Annotated in this window: 13 protein-coding genes; 7 read left to right on the plus strand and 6 right to left on the minus strand. The window is 68.1% G+C overall.

Going from position 1 to position 17327, the window contains the following annotated elements; genetic code table 11:
- Nucleotides 1-140: 140 nt before the first annotated feature.
- From Q4A20_RS08015 to iolC, 5 genes are all read right to left on the minus strand, one after another.
- On the minus strand, nucleotides 141-1634 hold the full coding sequence (locus Q4A20_RS08015) for a CoA-acylating methylmalonate-semialdehyde dehydrogenase (protein ID WP_303122208.1): 1494 nt from the start codon (nucleotides 1632-1634) through the stop codon (nucleotides 141-143).
- Nucleotides 1635-1717: 83 nt separating this feature from the next.
- On the minus strand, nucleotides 1718-3625 hold the full coding sequence (gene iolD / locus Q4A20_RS08020) for a 3D-(3,5/4)-trihydroxycyclohexane-1,2-dione acylhydrolase (decyclizing) (RefSeq protein WP_303122177.1): 1908 nt from the start codon (nucleotides 3623-3625) through the stop codon (nucleotides 1718-1720).
- A 66-nt stretch (nucleotides 3626-3691) separates the two neighbouring features.
- The gene (iolB, locus tag Q4A20_RS08025) at nucleotides 3692-4579 is read right to left on the minus strand and encodes a 5-deoxy-glucuronate isomerase (protein WP_303122179.1); all 888 of its coding nucleotides are present in this window, start codon (nucleotides 4577-4579) and stop codon (nucleotides 3692-3694) included.
- Nucleotides 4576-5472 carry a deoxyribose-phosphate aldolase gene (locus tag Q4A20_RS08030; RefSeq protein WP_303122181.1) on the minus strand — a complete coding sequence of 299 codons (897 nt, stop codon included), beginning with the start codon at nucleotides 5470-5472 and terminating at the stop codon, nucleotides 4576-4578. The genes iolB and Q4A20_RS08030 overlap by 4 nt, the downstream gene beginning before the upstream one ends.
- A 12-nt stretch (nucleotides 5473-5484) precedes the next feature.
- Nucleotides 5485-6474, minus strand: a complete 990-nt coding sequence (gene iolC / locus Q4A20_RS08035) for a 5-dehydro-2-deoxygluconokinase (RefSeq protein WP_303122182.1) — start codon at nucleotides 6472-6474, stop codon at nucleotides 5485-5487.
- Between the two features lie 270 nt (nucleotides 6475-6744).
- On the opposite strand from iolC, the gene Q4A20_RS08040 reads away from it, so the two are divergent.
- From Q4A20_RS08040 to iolG, 3 genes are all read left to right on the plus strand, one after another.
- Nucleotides 6745-7491, plus strand: a complete 747-nt coding sequence (locus Q4A20_RS08040; RefSeq protein ID WP_303122184.1) for a GntR family transcriptional regulator — start codon at nucleotides 6745-6747, stop codon at nucleotides 7489-7491.
- 236 nt (nucleotides 7492-7727) lie between these two features.
- On the plus strand, nucleotides 7728-8804 hold the full coding sequence (locus Q4A20_RS08045; RefSeq protein WP_303122185.1) for a transaldolase family protein: 1077 nt from the start codon (nucleotides 7728-7730) through the stop codon (nucleotides 8802-8804).
- A 28-nt stretch (nucleotides 8805-8832) separates the two neighbouring features.
- Nucleotides 8833-9822, plus strand: coding sequence for an inositol 2-dehydrogenase (gene iolG / locus Q4A20_RS08050; RefSeq protein ID WP_303122186.1), 990 nt, complete (start codon nucleotides 8833-8835; stop codon nucleotides 9820-9822).
- 72 nt (nucleotides 9823-9894) lie between these two features.
- Here iolG and Q4A20_RS08055 read toward each other — a convergent pair whose 3' ends face one another.
- Nucleotides 9895-10971 (minus strand): LacI family DNA-binding transcriptional regulator, encoded by a 1077-nt coding sequence (locus Q4A20_RS08055; RefSeq protein WP_303122187.1) that lies wholly within the window; start codon nucleotides 10969-10971, stop codon nucleotides 9895-9897.
- A 437-nt stretch (nucleotides 10972-11408) separates the two neighbouring features.
- On the opposite strand from Q4A20_RS08055, the gene Q4A20_RS08060 reads away from it, so the two are divergent.
- From Q4A20_RS08060 to Q4A20_RS08075, 4 genes are all read left to right on the plus strand, one after another.
- Nucleotides 11409-12608 (plus strand): Gfo/Idh/MocA family protein, encoded by a 1200-nt coding sequence (locus Q4A20_RS08060; protein ID WP_303122189.1) that lies wholly within the window; start codon nucleotides 11409-11411, stop codon nucleotides 12606-12608.
- A gap of 66 nt (nucleotides 12609-12674) precedes the next feature.
- A complete protein-coding gene (locus Q4A20_RS08065) occupies nucleotides 12675-13673 on the plus strand; it encodes a sugar phosphate isomerase/epimerase (RefSeq protein ID WP_303122190.1) in 999 nt (332 codons plus the stop codon).
- Nucleotides 13674-13973: 300 nt separating this feature from the next.
- Nucleotides 13974-16028, plus strand: a complete 2055-nt coding sequence (gene pta, locus Q4A20_RS08070; protein ID WP_303122191.1) for a phosphate acetyltransferase — start codon at nucleotides 13974-13976, stop codon at nucleotides 16026-16028.
- Between the two features lie 95 nt (nucleotides 16029-16123).
- Entirely contained in the window at nucleotides 16124-17308 is a 1185-nt protein-coding gene (locus tag Q4A20_RS08075) for an acetate/propionate family kinase (RefSeq protein WP_303122193.1), read from the plus strand.
- Nucleotides 17309-17327 lie beyond the last annotated feature (19 nt).

Consider the following 17327-nt stretch of genomic DNA (forward strand, 5'->3'; position numbering starts at 1 on the left):
CCCCCGGATGAGAGGCCGGGCGCGGCCCGGCCCCCCGCCCCCCCCGGGGGGGGGCGCGCCCCGGCTGTGGGGGACGGGGGGGGGGCCCACCACCGGGGGACCGCGCCCAGGAACCGGGTTTCTCGACGTCCTGGCGCCGCTCACTCCTCCCGTTGGAAGGACATGGTGGCGGCGTAGGTCTTCTCACTGGGCCAACGTGCGGTGACGGCCTTGGCCCTGGTGTAGAACTTCACGCCCTCCGGCCCGTGGATGTGGGTGTCCCCGAGCAGGGACTCCTTCCATCCGCCGAAGGAGTAGTAGGCGACCGGGGTGGGAATCGGCACGTTGACGCCGACCATGCCGGCCTCGACGTCCAGCTGGAAGCGACGGGCCACCCCGCCATCGTTGGTGAAGATGGCCGAGCCGTTGCCATAGGGCGAGGCGTTGACGATCCCGATGGCCTCGTCATAGGTGTCCGCGTGCACGATCGAGAGCACCGGTCCGAACACCTCCTGCTGGTACAGCTCGGAGTCCAGTGGCACGTTGTCGACGATGGTGGGGCCGAGGAAGTGACCGTTCTCGTGGCCGGGGATCACCAGGCCCCGTCCGTCCAGCACGACGTCACCGCCCTTGGACTCGCCCTCATTGATCAGGCCGATGATGTACTCCTTGGACTTGGCGTCGATGACCGGCCCCATCTCCACGCCCTCGTCCATGCCGTAGCCGACCTTGATCTTCTCGGCGTGGGCCTTCACGCGCCGGGCCAGGTCCGGTCCGATCCCACCGACGGCGACGACCACCGGCAGGGCCATGCACCGCTCACCGGCGGCGCCGAAAGCCGCTGCCGAAATGTGCTGGGCGGCGAAGTCCAGGTCGGCGTCGGGCATGACGATGGCGTGGTTGTTGGCCCCACCCAGTGCCTGTACCCGCTTGCCGTGGGTCACCCCGGTGTCCTGCACGATGTGGGCCACCGGGGTGGAGCCTACGAAGGAGATGGCATTGATGCCCGGGTGCTCCAGCACCTTGGTGACCATCTTCCGGTTGCCGGCCACCACGTTGAACACGCCGTCGGGCAGGCCCGCCTCCTTGTACAGCTCGGCGGTCAGCAGGGCCGCCGACGGCGTCATTGAGGCCGGCTTGAGGATGAAGGCGTTGCCGGTGGCGATCGCGATCGGGTGCATCCACATGGGCACCATGGCCGGGAAGTTGAAGGGGCAGATGCCCGCCACCACGCCGACCGGCTGGCGCAGGGTGTGAATATCCACGCCGGTGGAGATGTCGTAGGAGTACTCCCCCTTCAGCGCCAGGTTGATAGCCGTGGCGAAGTCGAGGGTCTCGCGACCACGCTGGATCTCCCCGACGGCGTCGGAGTAGTTCTTGCCGTGCTCGGCCACGATCATCCTGGCCATCTCGTCCTGGTGCTCCAGGACCAGATCGCGCATGCGGAACATGATGGCGGTGCGCTTGGCCAGGGAGTACTTGGCCCATTCCTTCTGCGCCCGGGCGGCCACCTCGACGGCGTGATCCAGGTCCGCATCCGAGGCCTGCAGCAGCTCGGCCTCAACCTGGCCGGTGCCCGGATTCTCCACCGGGAAGCGCCCGATGGGGGTGCCCTCATAGGGCTTGCCGTCGACCCAGTGCGTAATGGTCCGCAGACCGGAGGTCGGCGTGCTCTGTGTCATTGCTGACTCCTTCTTGTGTGCTTGTCAGGCTGGTTCAGGTACTTGGTGCCCCACGGTCACAGGTAGTGACGCTGCGGCTTGCGGTCCTCGACGTACCGCTCGTAGGCCTGCTGGGTGGACTCCAGGTTGGAGATGCCGGGGACCGCCACATCCCACCAGGAGGAGGCAGGCGGGTTCGGGCCGTAGAGGTCGGTCTCGATGTGGATCATGGCGGCCTCATCCCCGGCGTGGGCCTGGGCGTAGGCCTCCTTGAACTCCGCGATCGTGGCGACCCGGTAGACCTTCAGACCCCAGGACTCGGCATTCGCGGCGATATCCACGCCGGCGATCCGGTCCTCGTCCTGCAGGTGCCCACCCGGGCCACGCCGGCGGTACTTGGTGCCGAAGCGCTGAGAGCCGCGGGACTCGGACAGGGAGCCGATGGAGGCGAAGCCATAGTTCTGCAGCAGCACGTAGATGACCTTGACGCCCTCCTGCGCCACGGTGGCCAGTTCCATGGGGAGCATCTGGTAGGTGCCGTCACCGACGATGGAGACGACCTCGCTGTCGGGCCGGGCCAGCTTGACGCCCAGTGCGGCCGGAATCTCGTAGCCCATGCAGGAGAAGGCGTACTCCACGTGGTACTGAGTGGGGGTGCGGGCCTGCCAGAGGGCCTGGAGATCGCCCGGCATGGAGCCGGCGGCGTTAATGACCACGTCCTCGTCGCCGAGCAGCTCGTTGAGGGCGCCGAAGACCTCGGTCTGCGCCGGCAGCGGAGTGTGGCCCAGGTGGTAGCACTTGTCGGTGGCGGCGAACCAGGCCTCGCGCTCGCGAGTGATCTCCTCGGTGTAGGCGGCCTCCACATGGTAGTCGGCCAGGGCCTCGGTGAGGGCCACGAGCGCCTCACGGGCGTCGGACACCACCATTTCGGCGCTCTGCTTGGCGGCGTCGAAGGCGGCGACGTTGACGTTGACGAATTTGACGTCGGGGTTCTTGAACTGGGTCTTGGAGGCGGTGGTGAAGTCGGAGTAGCGGGTGCCTACGCCGATGATCAGGTCGGCCTTGTCCGCCAGGTGGTTGCCGGAGTCGCCGCCGGTGGAGCCGACGCCGCCGACGGCGCAGGGGTGGTCGAAGTTGATGGCGCCCTTGCCGGCCTGGGTGTCGGCCACCGGGATGCCGGTGGCGGTGGCGAAGGCGCGCAGCTGCTCGGAGGCCTCGGAGTAGATGGCTCCACCGCCGGCGATCACCAGAGGCCGCTTGGCGGCTCGGATCAGGGCTACGGCGCGCTCCAGGGCGGCCGGCTCGGGCACCGGGCGGCGCACGTGCCACACCCGCTTGCGGAAGAACTCGATCGGCCAGTCGTGAGCCTCGGCCTGCACGTCCTGCGGCATGGCGATGGTGACCGCGCCGGTTTCGGCGGGGTCGGTGAGCACGCGCATGGCGCTGAGCAAAGACGGAATGAGTTGCTCGGGCCGGTTGATGCGGTCAAAGAACCGGGACACGGGCCGGAAGGCGTCGTTGACGGTGACATCCAGCGTGGTCGGGTCCTCCAGCTGCTGGAGCACCGGATCGGGCACGCGGGTGGCGAACTGGTCGGAGGGGAACAGCAGCACGGGCAGGCGGTTGGTGGTGGCCAGGGCGGCGCCGGTGACCATGTTGAGCGAGCCCGGACCGATGGAGGCGGTGCACATGTAGGTCTGCAGCCGGTTCTTGGTCTTGGCGAAGGCCGCCGCCGCGTGCACCTGCCCCTGCTCGTTGCGGGGCATGATGTAGGGCATGGGCTCCTCGCCCTCCAGCGGGGCCACCTCGTTCTGCAGCAGCGCCTGGCCGATACCGGCCACGTTGCCGTGGCCGAAGATGCCGAAGGCTCCGGCGATCAAACGCTGCTCGACGCCGTCGCGCTCGGAGTACTGCTTGGACAGGAAACGGATGGTGGCCTGGGCGACGGTCAGGCGGATGGTGCCCGCGTAGGCTTCATTGCTCATGTGTTTTCTCTATCTCTGTGCTGGTCTGGGTTGGAAGAGGTGGCTACGGATTGGTGGGTTTGAACGTCAGTGGGTCATGGGCAGCCGAGGATCGATCTCCTGGTCCTCCCAGGTGCCGCGGATCCAGTGGTGGGCGGGGTCGTCGGGGGCGAGCCAGACCAGATCCTCGGCCGGGCCGGCCATCACGTTGAGGTAGTACATGTCGTACCCGGGAGCGGCCACGCACGGGCCGTGATAGCCGTAGGGAACCAGGGCGACGTCCCCCTGACGGACCTCGGTGCACAGATCGATGGGGCGCTCCGGACTGGAGGCGTAGGTGCGGTGCAGTCCGAAGCCGGGGGTGCCGTCGGGGGCGTTGCGGATCTCGAAGTAGTAGATCTCCTCGAGTTCGCGTTCGTCGGCAGAGGCGACGTCGTGCTTGTGGGCCGGGTAGGAGGACCAGTTGCCGCCGGGGGTGAGCACCTCGCAGCACAGCAGGTGCGAGGTGGCCACACCGTTGTTCAGGGCGTAGTTGTTCACCTGCCGGGAGCAGTCCCCGGCGCCGCGCAGGTCGGTGCGCACCTGCTCGCGGCCGTAGTAGGCCACCGGCAGGTCGCGGGCGGCCACGGCCGCCGGCAGGGCGAAGCGACCGCACCCATGGGAGGTGAGAGTGAAGGTCTTGCCACGAGGCACGTACAGGTAGTCGGTGACCTCCTCGAACACTCCGGTGCGGCCCGCGAGCTCATAGGACTGCCCGTCCACCAGCACTGTGGCCGAGCCCTCCAGCGGGAGCACCAGCAGTTCACTGTCACCGGTTTCCAAGGTGGTTGAGCGCTCGGGGGCGAGCACGCACACGCGCAGCCCGGAGTAGGTCCAGCCGGCACGGGCGGGGGATACGTCCACAGTCAGTGTGTCATGGCCGGAGGAGCCGGCGGGCACGTAGATGTCGGATGCGTGTGGGGTGGCGTCGTTCATGAGAGCAGTCCTACGGTGTTGTCGACAGCGGCGGCTACGTCGTCGTCTGGGGGGTACAGGAGGGAACGGCCGATGACCAGTCCCTTGACGGTGGGCAGGGCGAGAGCCCGGGCCCAGGATTCCCGGGCGGCATCGGCGTCCGGGGAAACGGCCCCACCCAGGATGAGGGCGGGGAGTGTGGAGGCCTCCATGACCCGTTCCATGTCCTCGACCGCGGGCAGTTTCAGCCAGGTGTACGCGGAGGTGCGGCCCAGGCCTGAGGCGATGGCCATGGACTTCATTACGGCGTCGGGACGCAGGTCGTTGACCAGGCGACCGGAGGACCAGCGGGAGATGAACGGCTCGACCATGGCCATGACCCCGCGCTCGGCCAGGGCGTCAACCGCCGCGGCGCAGGCGGCAATGGTGTTCGCGGTGGCCGGATCGGAGTAGTTCAGTCGCAGCAGCATCTTGCCGCCGTCCAGGCCGGCGCCCACCACTCCGGCCGCGTCGTAGCCGGTGAAGCGGTCGTCCATCTCGAAGGCGGCACCGGCCAGGCCGCCGCGGTTCATGGAGCCGTAGACGAGCTTGCCGTCCAGGGCGCCCAGTAGCGCCAGATCCTCGATCAGATCGGCGGTGCCGAGGAAGCCGTTGACACCGGGACGCGAAAGCGCGGTAATGCAGCGGGCGAGCACCTGCTCCCGAGAGGCCATGGCCATGGGATCGGCTCCGGCCGCAAGCGCCCCGCGGGCCGGGTGGTCGCAGGCGATGATCATGAGCTTCCCATCAGCTTCGGGCAGCGTGCCACGGGGGCGATCGGCCAGCACCCGGGCGATCAGACCCGGCTCGTGGGCACGAATCCGAATGACCCGGTCGGTCAACGGGGTGTTCGATCTGCTGGATTCCACCGACATGTGCTCTCCCCCTCACAGATCCTTCAGTGCGGGCACCAGCTCGCGATGAGTGCGCATCAGGGCGAGCAGTTCCGGCTCGGTGGGCATCGCGGTGGAGCACTCCAGGCGGGAGGAGACGATTGCGCCGGCGTTGGAGGCGGCGAAGATCGTCTTCTCCAGTGACCACCCGGACAGCAGACCGTGGCAGACGGCGCCGCCGAAGGCGTCACCGGCACCCAGACCGTTCTTGGTGACGACCGGGGTAGCGGGAATCTCGACCCGCTCATTGCGCGTCTTGGCGAGTGTGCCCTCCAGGCCCTGCTTGACGATGGCCAGTTCGACTCCGGCTTGAAGCAGGGCGTCGGCGGCCCGATCGGGTTCGGTCTCGCCGACGGCGACGCGGCACTCCTCGCGATTGCCGATGGCCACGGTGACCTTGGGCAGGGCGGCGGCGACCTCCCGGTGGGCGGTGGCCTCGTCATCCCAGAACATGGCGCGGTAGTCGAGGTCGATGATGGTGTGCTGCTTGCGTCCCCGTAGGTCCAGGGCGGCGTGGTGGGCGGCGCGCGAGGACTCCTTGCTGAGCCCGGTGGCGGAGATCCAGAAGATCTTGGCCTCGCGCACGGCGTCGCCCGGGATGTCGTCCTCGGTCAGCTCCAGATCCGGCGCGGAGGGCTCACGGTAGAAGTACAGGGGGAAGTTGTCCGGGGGGAAGATCTCGCAGAAGGTGACCGGGGTGTTGAAGTCGGACTTGGTGACTGCGTAATCGTCGTACACGCCCAGCCTGCGCATCTCCGAGCAGACGAAGCGGCCGAAGGGGTCATCGCCCACTCCGGTGATCACCGCGCAGCGGTGGCGGTAGCGTGCCGCGGCCACGGCCACATTCGTGGGACTGCCGCCCAGGAACTTGCCGAAGCTCTCCACGTTCTCCAGGCCGACGCCGACCTGGAGGGGGTAGATGTCGATTCCGCAGCGCCCGATCGTAAGAACATCGAGTGGCGGCGTGCTGGACGCAGCGGTCATGGTGGGGCCTCCCTTTCCACATCATCGGGGGCGGGGCGCCCACGAGGGCCCGCCATGAGAAGCGTGCCTCACAACCCGCCCCCAGTCAAGAGGTTTGTCCGAACAAACTTCTGTGGGATGGACTGTCGCACACCGCCGCCAGAGCCTCCGCAACACCCGGCAGGAGCGTATTCGCGACGCAAACGAGTCGAAGTCAACGTTTATTCGCGCACTCGCGGACGCGCCGGCGCCGTAGCATATGTCTATCGATCACCCATTCAGAGAGCCCACATGTCGGACACCCCGTTCCAGCCAGAGGTCGTCATCGACCGGTCCAGCGAACTTCCGCTGTACGCGCAGATAGCGGAGGCACTCGGCGCGCTTATCCTGGAAGGTGCCCTTGAGCCCGGCACCCGCATTGAGGACGAGGTCTCCATGGCGCGACGGCTGCAGGTCTCCCGCCCCACTGCCCGCCAGGCATTGCAGTCACTGGCAGACCGCGGACTGGTCTCCCGGCGCCGTGGCGCCGGGACGGTGGTCGCCTCCCCGCACGTACGCCGCCCCATGGAACTGTCTAGCCTGCTGTCGGACCTGAAGGCCGCCGGCCACACCGTGTCCACCGAACTGCTGGAGTACAGCACACACTCGGCCGGGGAGGAGGAGGCCGAGCACCTGGAGGTCACCCCCGGCACCCCAGTCACGCACATACGCCGCCTACGCAGCGCCGACGGCGAGCCGATCGCCGTGATGGACAATCTGCTGCCGGCCTCGATCGCCCCCTCCCGAGAGGAGTTGGAGCGCGCCGGCCTATACGAACTGCTGCGCGGGCGCGGGATTGTGCCCGCCACCGCCAAGCAGGTGATCGGCGCACGCAATGCCACCGCCAAGGAGGCGGATGCACTGCACGAACGGCGTCGCACCGCACTGCTGACCGCCAAGCGCACCACCTACGACGCCGCGGGGCGCGTGATCGAGTACGGCGACCACATCTATCGCGCCTCGCGCTACTCCTTCGAGACCTCCCTGTTCACCGGCTGACCACGTTCACCCACGTTCGTCGGCCGACCACACGTCACGCCGACCCCCCCCCCGCCCCGTCGGCCACGCCGCCCACAAGCCCCAGACATCCGCAGCGCCCGGAGTCAACAGGACCATCCCACAAATTTGTCAGTACAAACTCTTGACAGCGAGGCCCGCCCAGCGCTTGAATTGGCCTACCTGGCCACGCAGCCGAAGACGCCGGTGGCCCTCGCAAATCATCCAGGAGCACGCCGATGAGCACTGATTACACCCCCGGCCCCCTTCTTGAGGCCGCCCGCACCACCCCGACCGCCCTGTGGAACGACTCCGCCGACCCCGACGAGTTGAGCCAGTCCATATCCTTCGGCGGTGTGGGCGCCACCTGCAACCCGACGATCGCCTACACCTGCATCAACCAGAAGAAGGAGCGCTGGCTCCCCCGCATCGCCGAACTCGCCGAGGAGATGCCCGAGGCCAGCGAGTCCGAGATCGGTTGGCAGGTGGTGCGCGAACTCAGTATCGACGCGGCCAAGCTGCTGGAACCGATCTTCGAGGAGCACAAGGGCCGCAACGGCCGCCTGTCAATGCAGACCGACCCGCGTCTGGCCCGCTCCGCCAAGGCGCTGGCCGATCAGGCCGAGGAGTTCTCCAAGCTCGCCAAGAACATCATCGTCAAGATTCCCGCCACCGCCACCGGCATCAAGGCCATTGAGGACGCCACCTACCGGGGCGTGTCCGTCAACGTGACAGTGTCCTTCTCGGTGCCGCAGGCCGTCACCGCCGGCGAGGCGATCGAGCGTGGGCTCAAGCGCCGCGAGGCCGAGGGCAAGGACACCTCCACCATGGGCCCCGTCGTCACCCTCATGGGCGGTCGCCTGGACGACTGGCTGAAGATCGTCGCCAAGCGGGACAACCTGTTCATCGACCCGGGCCACCTGGAATGGGGCGGTGTGGCGGCACTCAAGCGCGCCTACCAGGAATTCCAGTCCCGCGGCCTGCGCGCCCGCGTCCTGTCCGCAGCCTTCCGCAATGTCATGCACTGGTCCGAGCTGGTCGGGGGCGACCTGGTGGTCTCCCCGCCCTTCAAGTGGCAGAAGCTCATCAACGACTCCGGCTACAAGGTTGAGCCCCGGATCGACGTGCCCGTCGCCCCGGAGATCATGAAGACACTGATGTCGATCCCAGAGTTCGTGCGCGCCTACGAGCCCGACGGCATGACCCCGGAGGAGTTCGACTCCTACGGCGCCACTCGCCGCACCCTGCGAGGCTTCCTCCAGGCCGACGCCGATCTGGACGCCCTGGTGCGCGACGTCATCATGCCCCAGCCGTGAGTTGCGAGTGAGGATAGGAGTTCTTGAAATGCTGAACATTGCCATCATCGGTGCCGGTCGCATCGGCCACGTCCACGCCGGCACCGTCGCCGCCCACCCGCAGGCCAAACTCACACTGGTGTGCGACCCCTTCGGCGACGCCGCACAGACATTGGCCTCCCAGCACGGAGCCCGCTCCTGCAAGGATGCCGAAGAGGTCTTCACCGACCCGGAGGTCGACGCCGTCGTCGTCGGTTCACCCACACCGCTGCACATCCCCCACTTGCTGGCGGCCGCCAAGGCCGGCAAGGCAGTCCTGTGCGAGAAGCCGATCGCCCTGGACATGAAGGACGTCGACGCCGCCCGCTCCGAACTGGACGCCGTCACCACCCCGGTCATGTTCGGCTTCAACCGCCGCTTCGACCCCTCCTTCGCGGCCGTCCACGCCGCGGTGCAGGAGGGAAGGATCGGGCGGCTGGAGCAGCTGACCATCATCTCCCGCGATCCGGCGGCCCCGCCCGCCGAGTACATCAAGGTCTCCGGCGGCATCTTCCGCGACATGACCATTCACGACTTCGACACGGCCCGCTTCTTCCTGGGGGACATCGTCGAGGTCCACGCCGTGGGGCAGCACCTGGACCCGGCCATCGCCGAGACCGGCGACTTCGACGCCGCCGTCGTCACACTGAAGGCGGCCAGCGGCGCGGTGGCAACGATCATCAACAACCGCCACTGCGCTTCCGGCTATGACCAGCGCCTGGAGGCCTCGGGCCGGGACGGCGCCCTGCTGGCGGAGAACATTCGTGCCCACACGGTGCGCCTTTCCAATGCCGAGGTCACCGATGCTCAGGAGCCCTATCTGGACTTCTTCCTGGAGCGCTACGCCGACGCCTACCGCCTGGAGCTGTCCGCCTTCATCGAGGCGGTCGAGACGGGCACCACTCCCCCGACCGGCATCGCCGACGCGATCGCCGCGCTGCGCCTGGCCGAGGCCGCCACCGAATCCGCCAACACCGGCAACCCGGTCCGTCTCGACTGACGTCCCGGCGTACAGCGCCACCGACTTACGTCACGCTCCGCTTGACCCGGCCGTCCCTCGCGGACCGCCGGGTCAAGCCGTGGAGTCCCGCGCGATCAGTTCAGGGACAACCAGATAGGCCCAGCCACCCTGCGGGCGCGGCTCCCGAACCACGCCCGGCGGCAATACCACCGCCGCCTCCTGAGTCGACTCCTGGGCTGCCCCCGCAACAGATTCCGGATGCACTCGTGCCAACAGCGTACGCACCGCCGTCTCAGCGATGAGGACGGCGTCCTGCCGCACCGTAGTCAGCGAGAAGGCCGACGACTCGGTCACGGGGATGTCATCGTATCCGCACACGGCAACCTCCCGCGGCACCCGGATGCCCCGCCGTCGCAGTTCCATGAGCGCCCCAACGGCGGCATGATCGTTGAAGCACATGACGGCGTCGGGCAGCATCGACTCCTCGGCGAGCACCGCGGCACAGCGGGCGCCGGCGTCCTCGTCCGCGCCGCCGGAAACCACCCGCATCATCTCTGACAGGCCGCGCATACCCATCGCGCTGCAGTAGGCGGCAACGCGCGCCGCGGACGCGGACTCCGCACCGCCGTCGAGGTAGACGATGCGGCGTCTGCCGGTGGCGACCAGGTGGTCGATCAGGGCGGCGATACCGATCTCGTCGCGCGAACGCACCTCGTCGATTCCGCTCACACCGGTGGTGCGGCATACGACCACGGTGGGCATCCGGCGTTCCGCCCTTGCGAGCATCTCCTCCGGTATTTCTGAATCCACCAGTATCAGGCCCTCGCAGTGATCGGCCTGTAGAGCGCGCATCCCCTCGGCCGCACTGCGATGCCGTGTGACAGCGGCGAGTGCCAGGGCGTGGTCCAGGTCGGCGGCGGCCCGGTAGAGGCCGTCGACGAGCAGTCCTTGAAACGCCTGCCCGACGGCGAAGCACGCCCCGATCAGCCCCGAGTGGGTGCGGCGCAGCAGGCGTGCACGCGGATCAGCCTCATAACCCATTTCATCGGCTACCCGCAGAATCTCCTCCCGCGTATGAGGGGCTACGCCCGGAGCCCCGTTCAGCGCCGCCGAGATGGTGGACACCGAGCGCCGGCAACGAGCCGCGACCATGGCGATAGTGACGCGCGGGACGCGGTCGGCGGGCATGAGGGCTCCTTCTTCACATGGACTTGTTGGGGATGCGCCCGTAGGGGGCAACACCTGGCCCGCATTCTACGAGGCCGCCCGGAGCAACCCGGACCGCTTGCGTCGGCGGCCTCCCGTCTCGGCCCGCGCCCGCGGTCTCTCGGCCCGCGTCCTCGGCGATTCACGACCTTGGGGTACTTCGCACGACCCCGGGGTGGTCGTGATCCATACCCCAAGGTCGTGAATCGCCGGTCGGGAGAAGCGAGGGGACTGCGGACCCAAGGGGATTGTCCTGACTGACTTCAGATTTCCCGGCCCCACCCCTTGACGAACCGACCGCACAGGCGCAATACTCTTGGCAAGTAATTCACGCGCGTGAATTGATGGATTGGCGGCATCGCAGATGTCACCCACCCATCGACCCCCACCGCGAGATCACCCGTCAACGAGGACACACCGTGAGCAACACCTCCCTGTCAGTGGCCGTCATCGGAGCCGGTATGGCCGGCACCACCCACGCCAACGCCTGGCGTCAGGTCGGCACCGTCTACGACCTGGGCCTGCCCAAGGTCCGCCTGGCCGCCATCGCCGACGCCTACGAGCCCTTCGCCAAGGACACCGCCGAGCGCTACGGCTACGAGAAGGCCGTCACCGACTGGCGCGACATCGCCGACGACCCGAGCATCGACATCGTCTCCATCGTGGTGGGCAACGCCCTGCACCGTGAGATCGCCGAGGCCCTGATCCACGCCGGCAAGCACGTCCTGTGCGAGAAACCTCTGGCGGACACGCTCGAGTCCGCCAAGGCCATGGCCGAGGCCGAGAAGGCCGCCGACACCGTCACCGCCGTCGGCTTCACCTACCGCCGCAATGCCGCCATCGCGGAGATCGCCAAGCTGGTCCGGGAAGGCCACCTGGGCGAGATCAACCACTTCGAGGGCCGCTACTGGTGCGACTACGGCGTCGACCCCAACACCCCCATGGCCTGGCGCTACTCCGGCCCCATGGGCTCCGGCGCCCTGGGCGACGTCGGCAGCCACCTGATCGACACCGCGGAGACCATCTGCGGCCCCCTGGTCTCCGTATCCGGAGGCGCCATGATGACGTCGATCAAGCAGCGCCCCGTCGCCAAGGGGCACGTCACCCGCGGCACCGCCCTGGATACCTCGGAAGTAGAGATGGCCGAGGTCACCAATGACGACGTCGCCACCTTCACCGGCCACTTCGCCAGCGGCGCGGTGGGCACATTCTCCTGCTCGCGCGTGGCCTGGAACATGCCCAATGCCATGATGCTGGACGTGCTGGGCTCCCAGGGCCGCGCCTCCTGGGACCTGGCCCGCTGCGGCGAGATCAAGATCGACGACGTCAACTCCCCCGCCGGCCTGGGCGGCGCCCGCCAGGTGCTGGTCAACCCGACCTTCCCCTACTTCGAGCGCGGGTCCTCCATGGCCTTCGGGGGCGTGGGCCTGACCCAGATCGAGCAGTTCACCTACCAGGCCTACGCCTTCCTCCAGCAGGTCGCCGGCGTCACCGACGGCGCCCTGCCGCCATGCGCCACCTTCGCCGACGGCTACCGGGAGATGCTCATCGCCGACGCCGTTGCCACCTCCGCCGCCAACGGCGGTGCCGCCGTCGACCTCACGCCCTTCAATCAGTGAGCCGAACCGCCCGGCCCTGCAGACAACCGACCACCCCCAGCAACACGAACACAAGGAGTAACTCTCATGGCACTCAACTACGGCGCATACACCGCCTGCCTGTCGGACCGCCCCCTGGAAGCCGCTCTCGACGTCCTCAACGAGGCCGGGCTGACCGGCGCCGAGGTCAACGTCGGCGGCTTCATCCCCTCCCCCCACTGCCCCGTGGACACCCTGCTCGCCTCCAAGACCGCCCGGGACGACTACCTGGGTGTCTTCGCCGAGCGCGGCATGCGCCTGTCCGGCCTGAACACCTCCGGCAACCCCACCTCGCCGCTGCCCGCCGAGGGCATCAAACACGCCGAGGACATCCGCAACGCCATCAAGCTGGCGGGACTGCTCGGCGTCGGGGAGATCGTGACCATGTCCGGCACGCCCGGAACCGACCCAACGGCGAAGTACCCCACCTGGGTGGTCAACCCGTGGAACGGCATCGACATGGAGATCCTCGACTACCAGTGGAGCGTGGTGGTGCCCTTCTTCAAGGAGATCGACGCCCTGGCCCGGGACCACGGAGTGCAGGTCTGCCTGGAACTGCACCCGCGCAATCTGGTGTTCAACATTCCCGCCTTCGAACGACTGGTGGAGGAGACCGGGGCCACGAACATCAAGGTGAACATGGACCCCTCGCACCTGTTCTGGCAGCAGATGGACCCGATCGCCGCCACCAGGCGCCTGGGCGACCTGGTGGGACACGTCCACGCCAAGGACACCAAGATCCTCCCCGGCGCCGCCTACCGCGGCGTGCTCGACACCGACTTCGGGCACGTGCCCGCCGAGACGGAGAATAAGACGCCGGTCGCCTACGGCTACTGGTGCACCGCTTGGCCACAGGACCCGGCTTGGCGCTTCGTCGCCTTCGGTCTGGGACATGACACCGACTACTGGGCCGAGTTCCTGGCGACCATCGCGGAGGTAAACCCGGACATGAACGTCAACATCGAGCATGAGGACGCCGAGTACGGCAACGTTGAGGGGCTGCAGCTCTCGGCCGCCAACCTGCTCGACGCCGCCGCCAGGCTCTGAACGGCCGGGAGTCGACTGACCGCCCAAGCGGGCGGGAGGAGAGGGGCGAAGGCGTGGCCGGGGCTGGCGGGAGCGGCCCGAGGCACGAGGGCCGCGGATGGTAAGCCGAGACCCCCTCCTCCCGCCCGCCCCTCCCCCGTCTTGCCCGCCATACACCAGCAAAATGGGACATATCTCCCACAGACCGTGTCTGCGGGCCCCACGATCGCGCCAGTTGGGGCAGACTTGGGTCCGGTGCGCCACGGCCGCCCGCGGCGCGCCCCACTCGACGTCGAGATCCAGATAAAGGAAGACCTCACCGTGGCGCGCAGCATTTACATCGCCTCCCCCAATGCCTCCACCGGCAAGTCGACCGTGGCCCTGGGCCTGGTCGCCTCCCTCACCAAGGTTGTGGCGAAGGTGGGCGTCTTCCGCCCCTTCGTCGCCTCCCGCGAGGACGAGCCCTTCCTCGACCTGCTGCTGCGCCGCTGCGGCTCGACCGCCTCGGCCGCGCAGTGCATCGGCGTGACCTGGGACGAGTTCCACGCCGACCCCGATGAGGCCCTGTCACGCATCGTCGACGCCTACCGTGCGGTCGCCCGTGAGCACGACGTGGTCATCATCGACGGCTCGGACTTCTCCGACGTCGTCGGTAACCCCGAGCTGGCCCTCAACGCCCGCGTCGCCGCGAACATCGGGGTGCCCGTGCTGCTGGTGGTCTCCGGCCAGGGCGCTCCGGAGGATGTGCGCGGCAGCGTCGAGGTCTCCATGGCGGAGATCGCCGACAACCATGCCCGCACCGTCGCCGTCGTCGCCAATAAGTGCCCCGCGGATACGCGCGCCGCAGTCGCCGCCGCCCTGAGGGGAGTGGAGGGCGTTACCACCACGACGCTGCCGGAGGTGCCCCTGCTGGGGGCGCCATCCGTGCGTGAGGTCATGTGCGCCGTCGAGGGCACTCTGATCGCGGGGGATGAGGCTCTACTGGAGCGGGAGGCCGAAGGCGTGCTGATTGCCGCCATGGATGTCTCCCATGTGCTGGAGCGTCTGAACGAGGGGCAGGTGGTGATCGTGCCCGCGGACCGCTCCGCCGCGTTGATCTCGCTCGCCGCCGCTCAGGCCTCCACCGGATTCCCTAATCTGGCGGGTCTGGTACTCAACGGCGGGTTCAAGGTCGCTCCGCACGCACTGCGCCTGATTGAGGGGCTGCGCCTGCCGCTGCCGGTGATCACCTCCCCACTGGACACCTTCGCCGCCGCCTCGGTGGCCGGCTCACTGCAGGGCGGACTGGGGCAGGCCTCCTCCCGCAAGCTCGACGTCGCCGTGACCACCTTCGAACAGGAAGCGGACGTGGACGCGCTACTGGCCGCCCTGGAGGTCAAACCCACCGAGGTCGTCACGCCCATCATGTTCCAGGCCGAGCTGATTGAGCGCTCCCGGGCCGACCGCAAGACCATTGTGCTGCCCGAACCCGACGACGACCGCATCCTGCGCGCCGCCGACGTCATTGCCCGCCGCGGCATCGCCGACCTGATCCTGCTGGGTGACGAGACCGCGGTTCGGGCACGCGCCGCCGAGCTGGGCCTGGACATCTCCTGCGCACGTATCGTGTCCACCGCCGACCCCGAGCTGCTGGACAAGTACGCCGCCGAGTTCGCCCGTCTGCGCGCGAAGAAGGGAGTCACCCTGGAACAGGCCCACGAGCGGATCCAGGACGTGTCCTACTTCGGCACCATGATGGTGCACATGGGCGACGCCGACGGCATGGTCTCGGGCGCGGCCCACACCACCGCCCACACCATCGTCCCGTCCTTCCAGATCATCAAAACCAAGCCGAGCACTTCCATCGTGTCCTCGGTGTTCCTGATGCTGCTGGAGGACCGGGTCCTGGTGTATGGCGACTGCGCCGTCAACCCCGACCCAACCGCCGAGCAACTGGCCGACATCGCCATCTCCTCCGCCGCCACCGCCAAGCAGTTCGGGGTGGAGCCGCGCGTGGCCATGCTGTCATTCTCCACCGGCACCTCCGGAAAGGGCGCGGATGTGGACAAGGTGCGTGAGGCCACCCGGATCGTGCGGGAGAAGGCGCCGGAACTGGCCGTGGAGGGACCGATCCAGTACGACGCCGCAATCGACCCGACCGTAGCGGCGAAGAAGGCCCCCGACTCGGAGGTGGCTGGGCGCGCCAACGTGTTCATCTTCCCCGACCTATCCAGCGGCAACATCGGCTACAAGGCGGTGCAGCGCTCCTCCGGCGCCATCGCCATCGGCCCGGTCCTGCAGGGCCTGAACAAGCCGGTCAACGACCTGTCCCGAGGCGCCCTGGTGGAGGACATCGTCAACACCGTGGCCATCACCGCCGTCCAGGCGCAGGATTGATAAGCTCCGCCGTCGCCCCGCGTTCGACCGGTCGGCCGCGGCGGGCACAGCAAGTTTGCACATCTGTTACAATCCGCCCGTAAGAAAGGCTCACCGTGACCACCCGGACCGTCCTTGTCATCAACTCCGGCTCCTCCTCAATCAAGTATCAGCTCGTCGACCCCGACTCCGGCCAGTCCCTGGCCTCGGGGCTGGTGGAGCGCATCGGCGAGGAGACCGGAACCATCATTCATCGCCGGGCCGGGGACAAGACCCAGGTGGACGAGCCGGTCCCCGACCACGGCTTCGGCCTGTCGGAGGTGCTGCGCCTATTCGATGAGCAGGGACCGACCCTGTCCGAGGCGAATATCGTGGCGGTGGGCCACCGGGTGGTGCAGGGCGGCCGCTACTTCTCCGGCCCCGCCCTGATAGACGACGACGTGATCAGCAAGATCAGTGAACTGGTGCCCTTGGGGCCGCTGCACAACCCCGCCCACCTGAAGGGTATCGAGGTGGGGCTGGAGCTGCTGTCCGATGTGCCGCACGTGGCCGTGTTCGACACCGCCTTCTTCCAGGACCTGCCGGAGGAGGCCGCGCGCTACGCCCTCAGGCGCGACGTGGCGGACAAGTACTCCATCCGCCGCTACGGCGCGCACGGCACCAGTCACCAGTTCGTCTCCGGACAGGTCTCCGCCCTGCTGGGCCGCGACGACCTCAAGCAGATCGTGCTGCACCTGGGCAATGGTGCCTCCGCCTCCGCCGTGGTGGCCGGCCGCGCCGTGGACACCTCCATGGGGCTGACTCCGCTGGAGGGCCTGGTCATGGGTGGGCGCACCGGGGACATCGACCCGGCCGCCGTCTTCCACCTGGCCCGCGTGGCGGGGATGAGCGCCGATGAGATCGACTACCTGTTCAACCGTGAGTCCGGCATGAAGGGGCTGGCGGGAGACAACGACATGCGTGAGGTGTGGAAGCGCATCGATGCCGGTGAGCAGCATGCCCGCGAGGCCATGGACATCTACCTGCACCGCCTGGTGAAGTACGTGGGCGCCTACACCGCCGTCATGGGCGGCCTGGACGCCCTGACCTTCACCGCCGGCATCGGCGAGAACGATGCCCGCCTGCGAGCCGAGCTGGTGAATCGCCTGAGCTTCACGGGCATGAAGCTGGACGCCGAGAAGAACGCGGCCCATTCCGACGAGGGCCGTGTGGTGTCCGCCCCGGACTCCGCCATCACCGTGCTGGTCTACCCCACCAATGAGGAGCTGGCCATCGCCCGTCAGTCCATGACGCTCCTGTGAGGCCGACGGGGCACCGGAG

This window comes from Actinomyces sp. (assembly GCF_030530635.1).
Taxonomy (GTDB): domain Bacteria; phylum Actinomycetota; class Actinomycetes; order Actinomycetales; family Actinomycetaceae; genus Actinomyces.

Bases quoted from the DNA above. Each gene is read 5' to 3' on its own strand.
- iolD (WP_303122177.1), bottom strand. From the start codon at position 3,625: ATGAGCAATGAAGCCTACGCGGGCACCATCCGCCTGACCGTCGCCCAG.
- iolB (WP_303122179.1), bottom strand. From the start codon at position 4,579: ATGAACGACGCCACCCCACACGCATCCGACATCTACGTGCCCGCCGGC.
- Q4A20_RS08030 (WP_303122181.1), bottom strand. From the start codon at position 5,472: ATGTCGGTGGAATCCAGCAGATCGAACACCCCGTTGACCGACCGGGTC.
- iolC (WP_303122182.1), bottom strand. From the start codon at position 6,474: ATGACCGCTGCGTCCAGCACGCCGCCACTCGATGTTCTTACGATCGGG.
- Q4A20_RS08040 (WP_303122184.1), top strand. From the start codon at position 6,745: ATGTCGGACACCCCGTTCCAGCCAGAGGTCGTCATCGACCGGTCCAGC.
- Q4A20_RS08045 (WP_303122185.1), top strand. From the start codon at position 7,728: ATGAGCACTGATTACACCCCCGGCCCCCTTCTTGAGGCCGCCCGCACC.
- iolG (WP_303122186.1), top strand. From the start codon at position 8,833: ATGCTGAACATTGCCATCATCGGTGCCGGTCGCATCGGCCACGTCCAC.
- Q4A20_RS08055 (WP_303122187.1), bottom strand. From the start codon at position 10,971: ATGCCCGCCGACCGCGTCCCGCGCGTCACTATCGCCATGGTCGCGGCT.
- Q4A20_RS08065 (WP_303122190.1), top strand. From the start codon at position 12,675: ATGGCACTCAACTACGGCGCATACACCGCCTGCCTGTCGGACCGCCCC.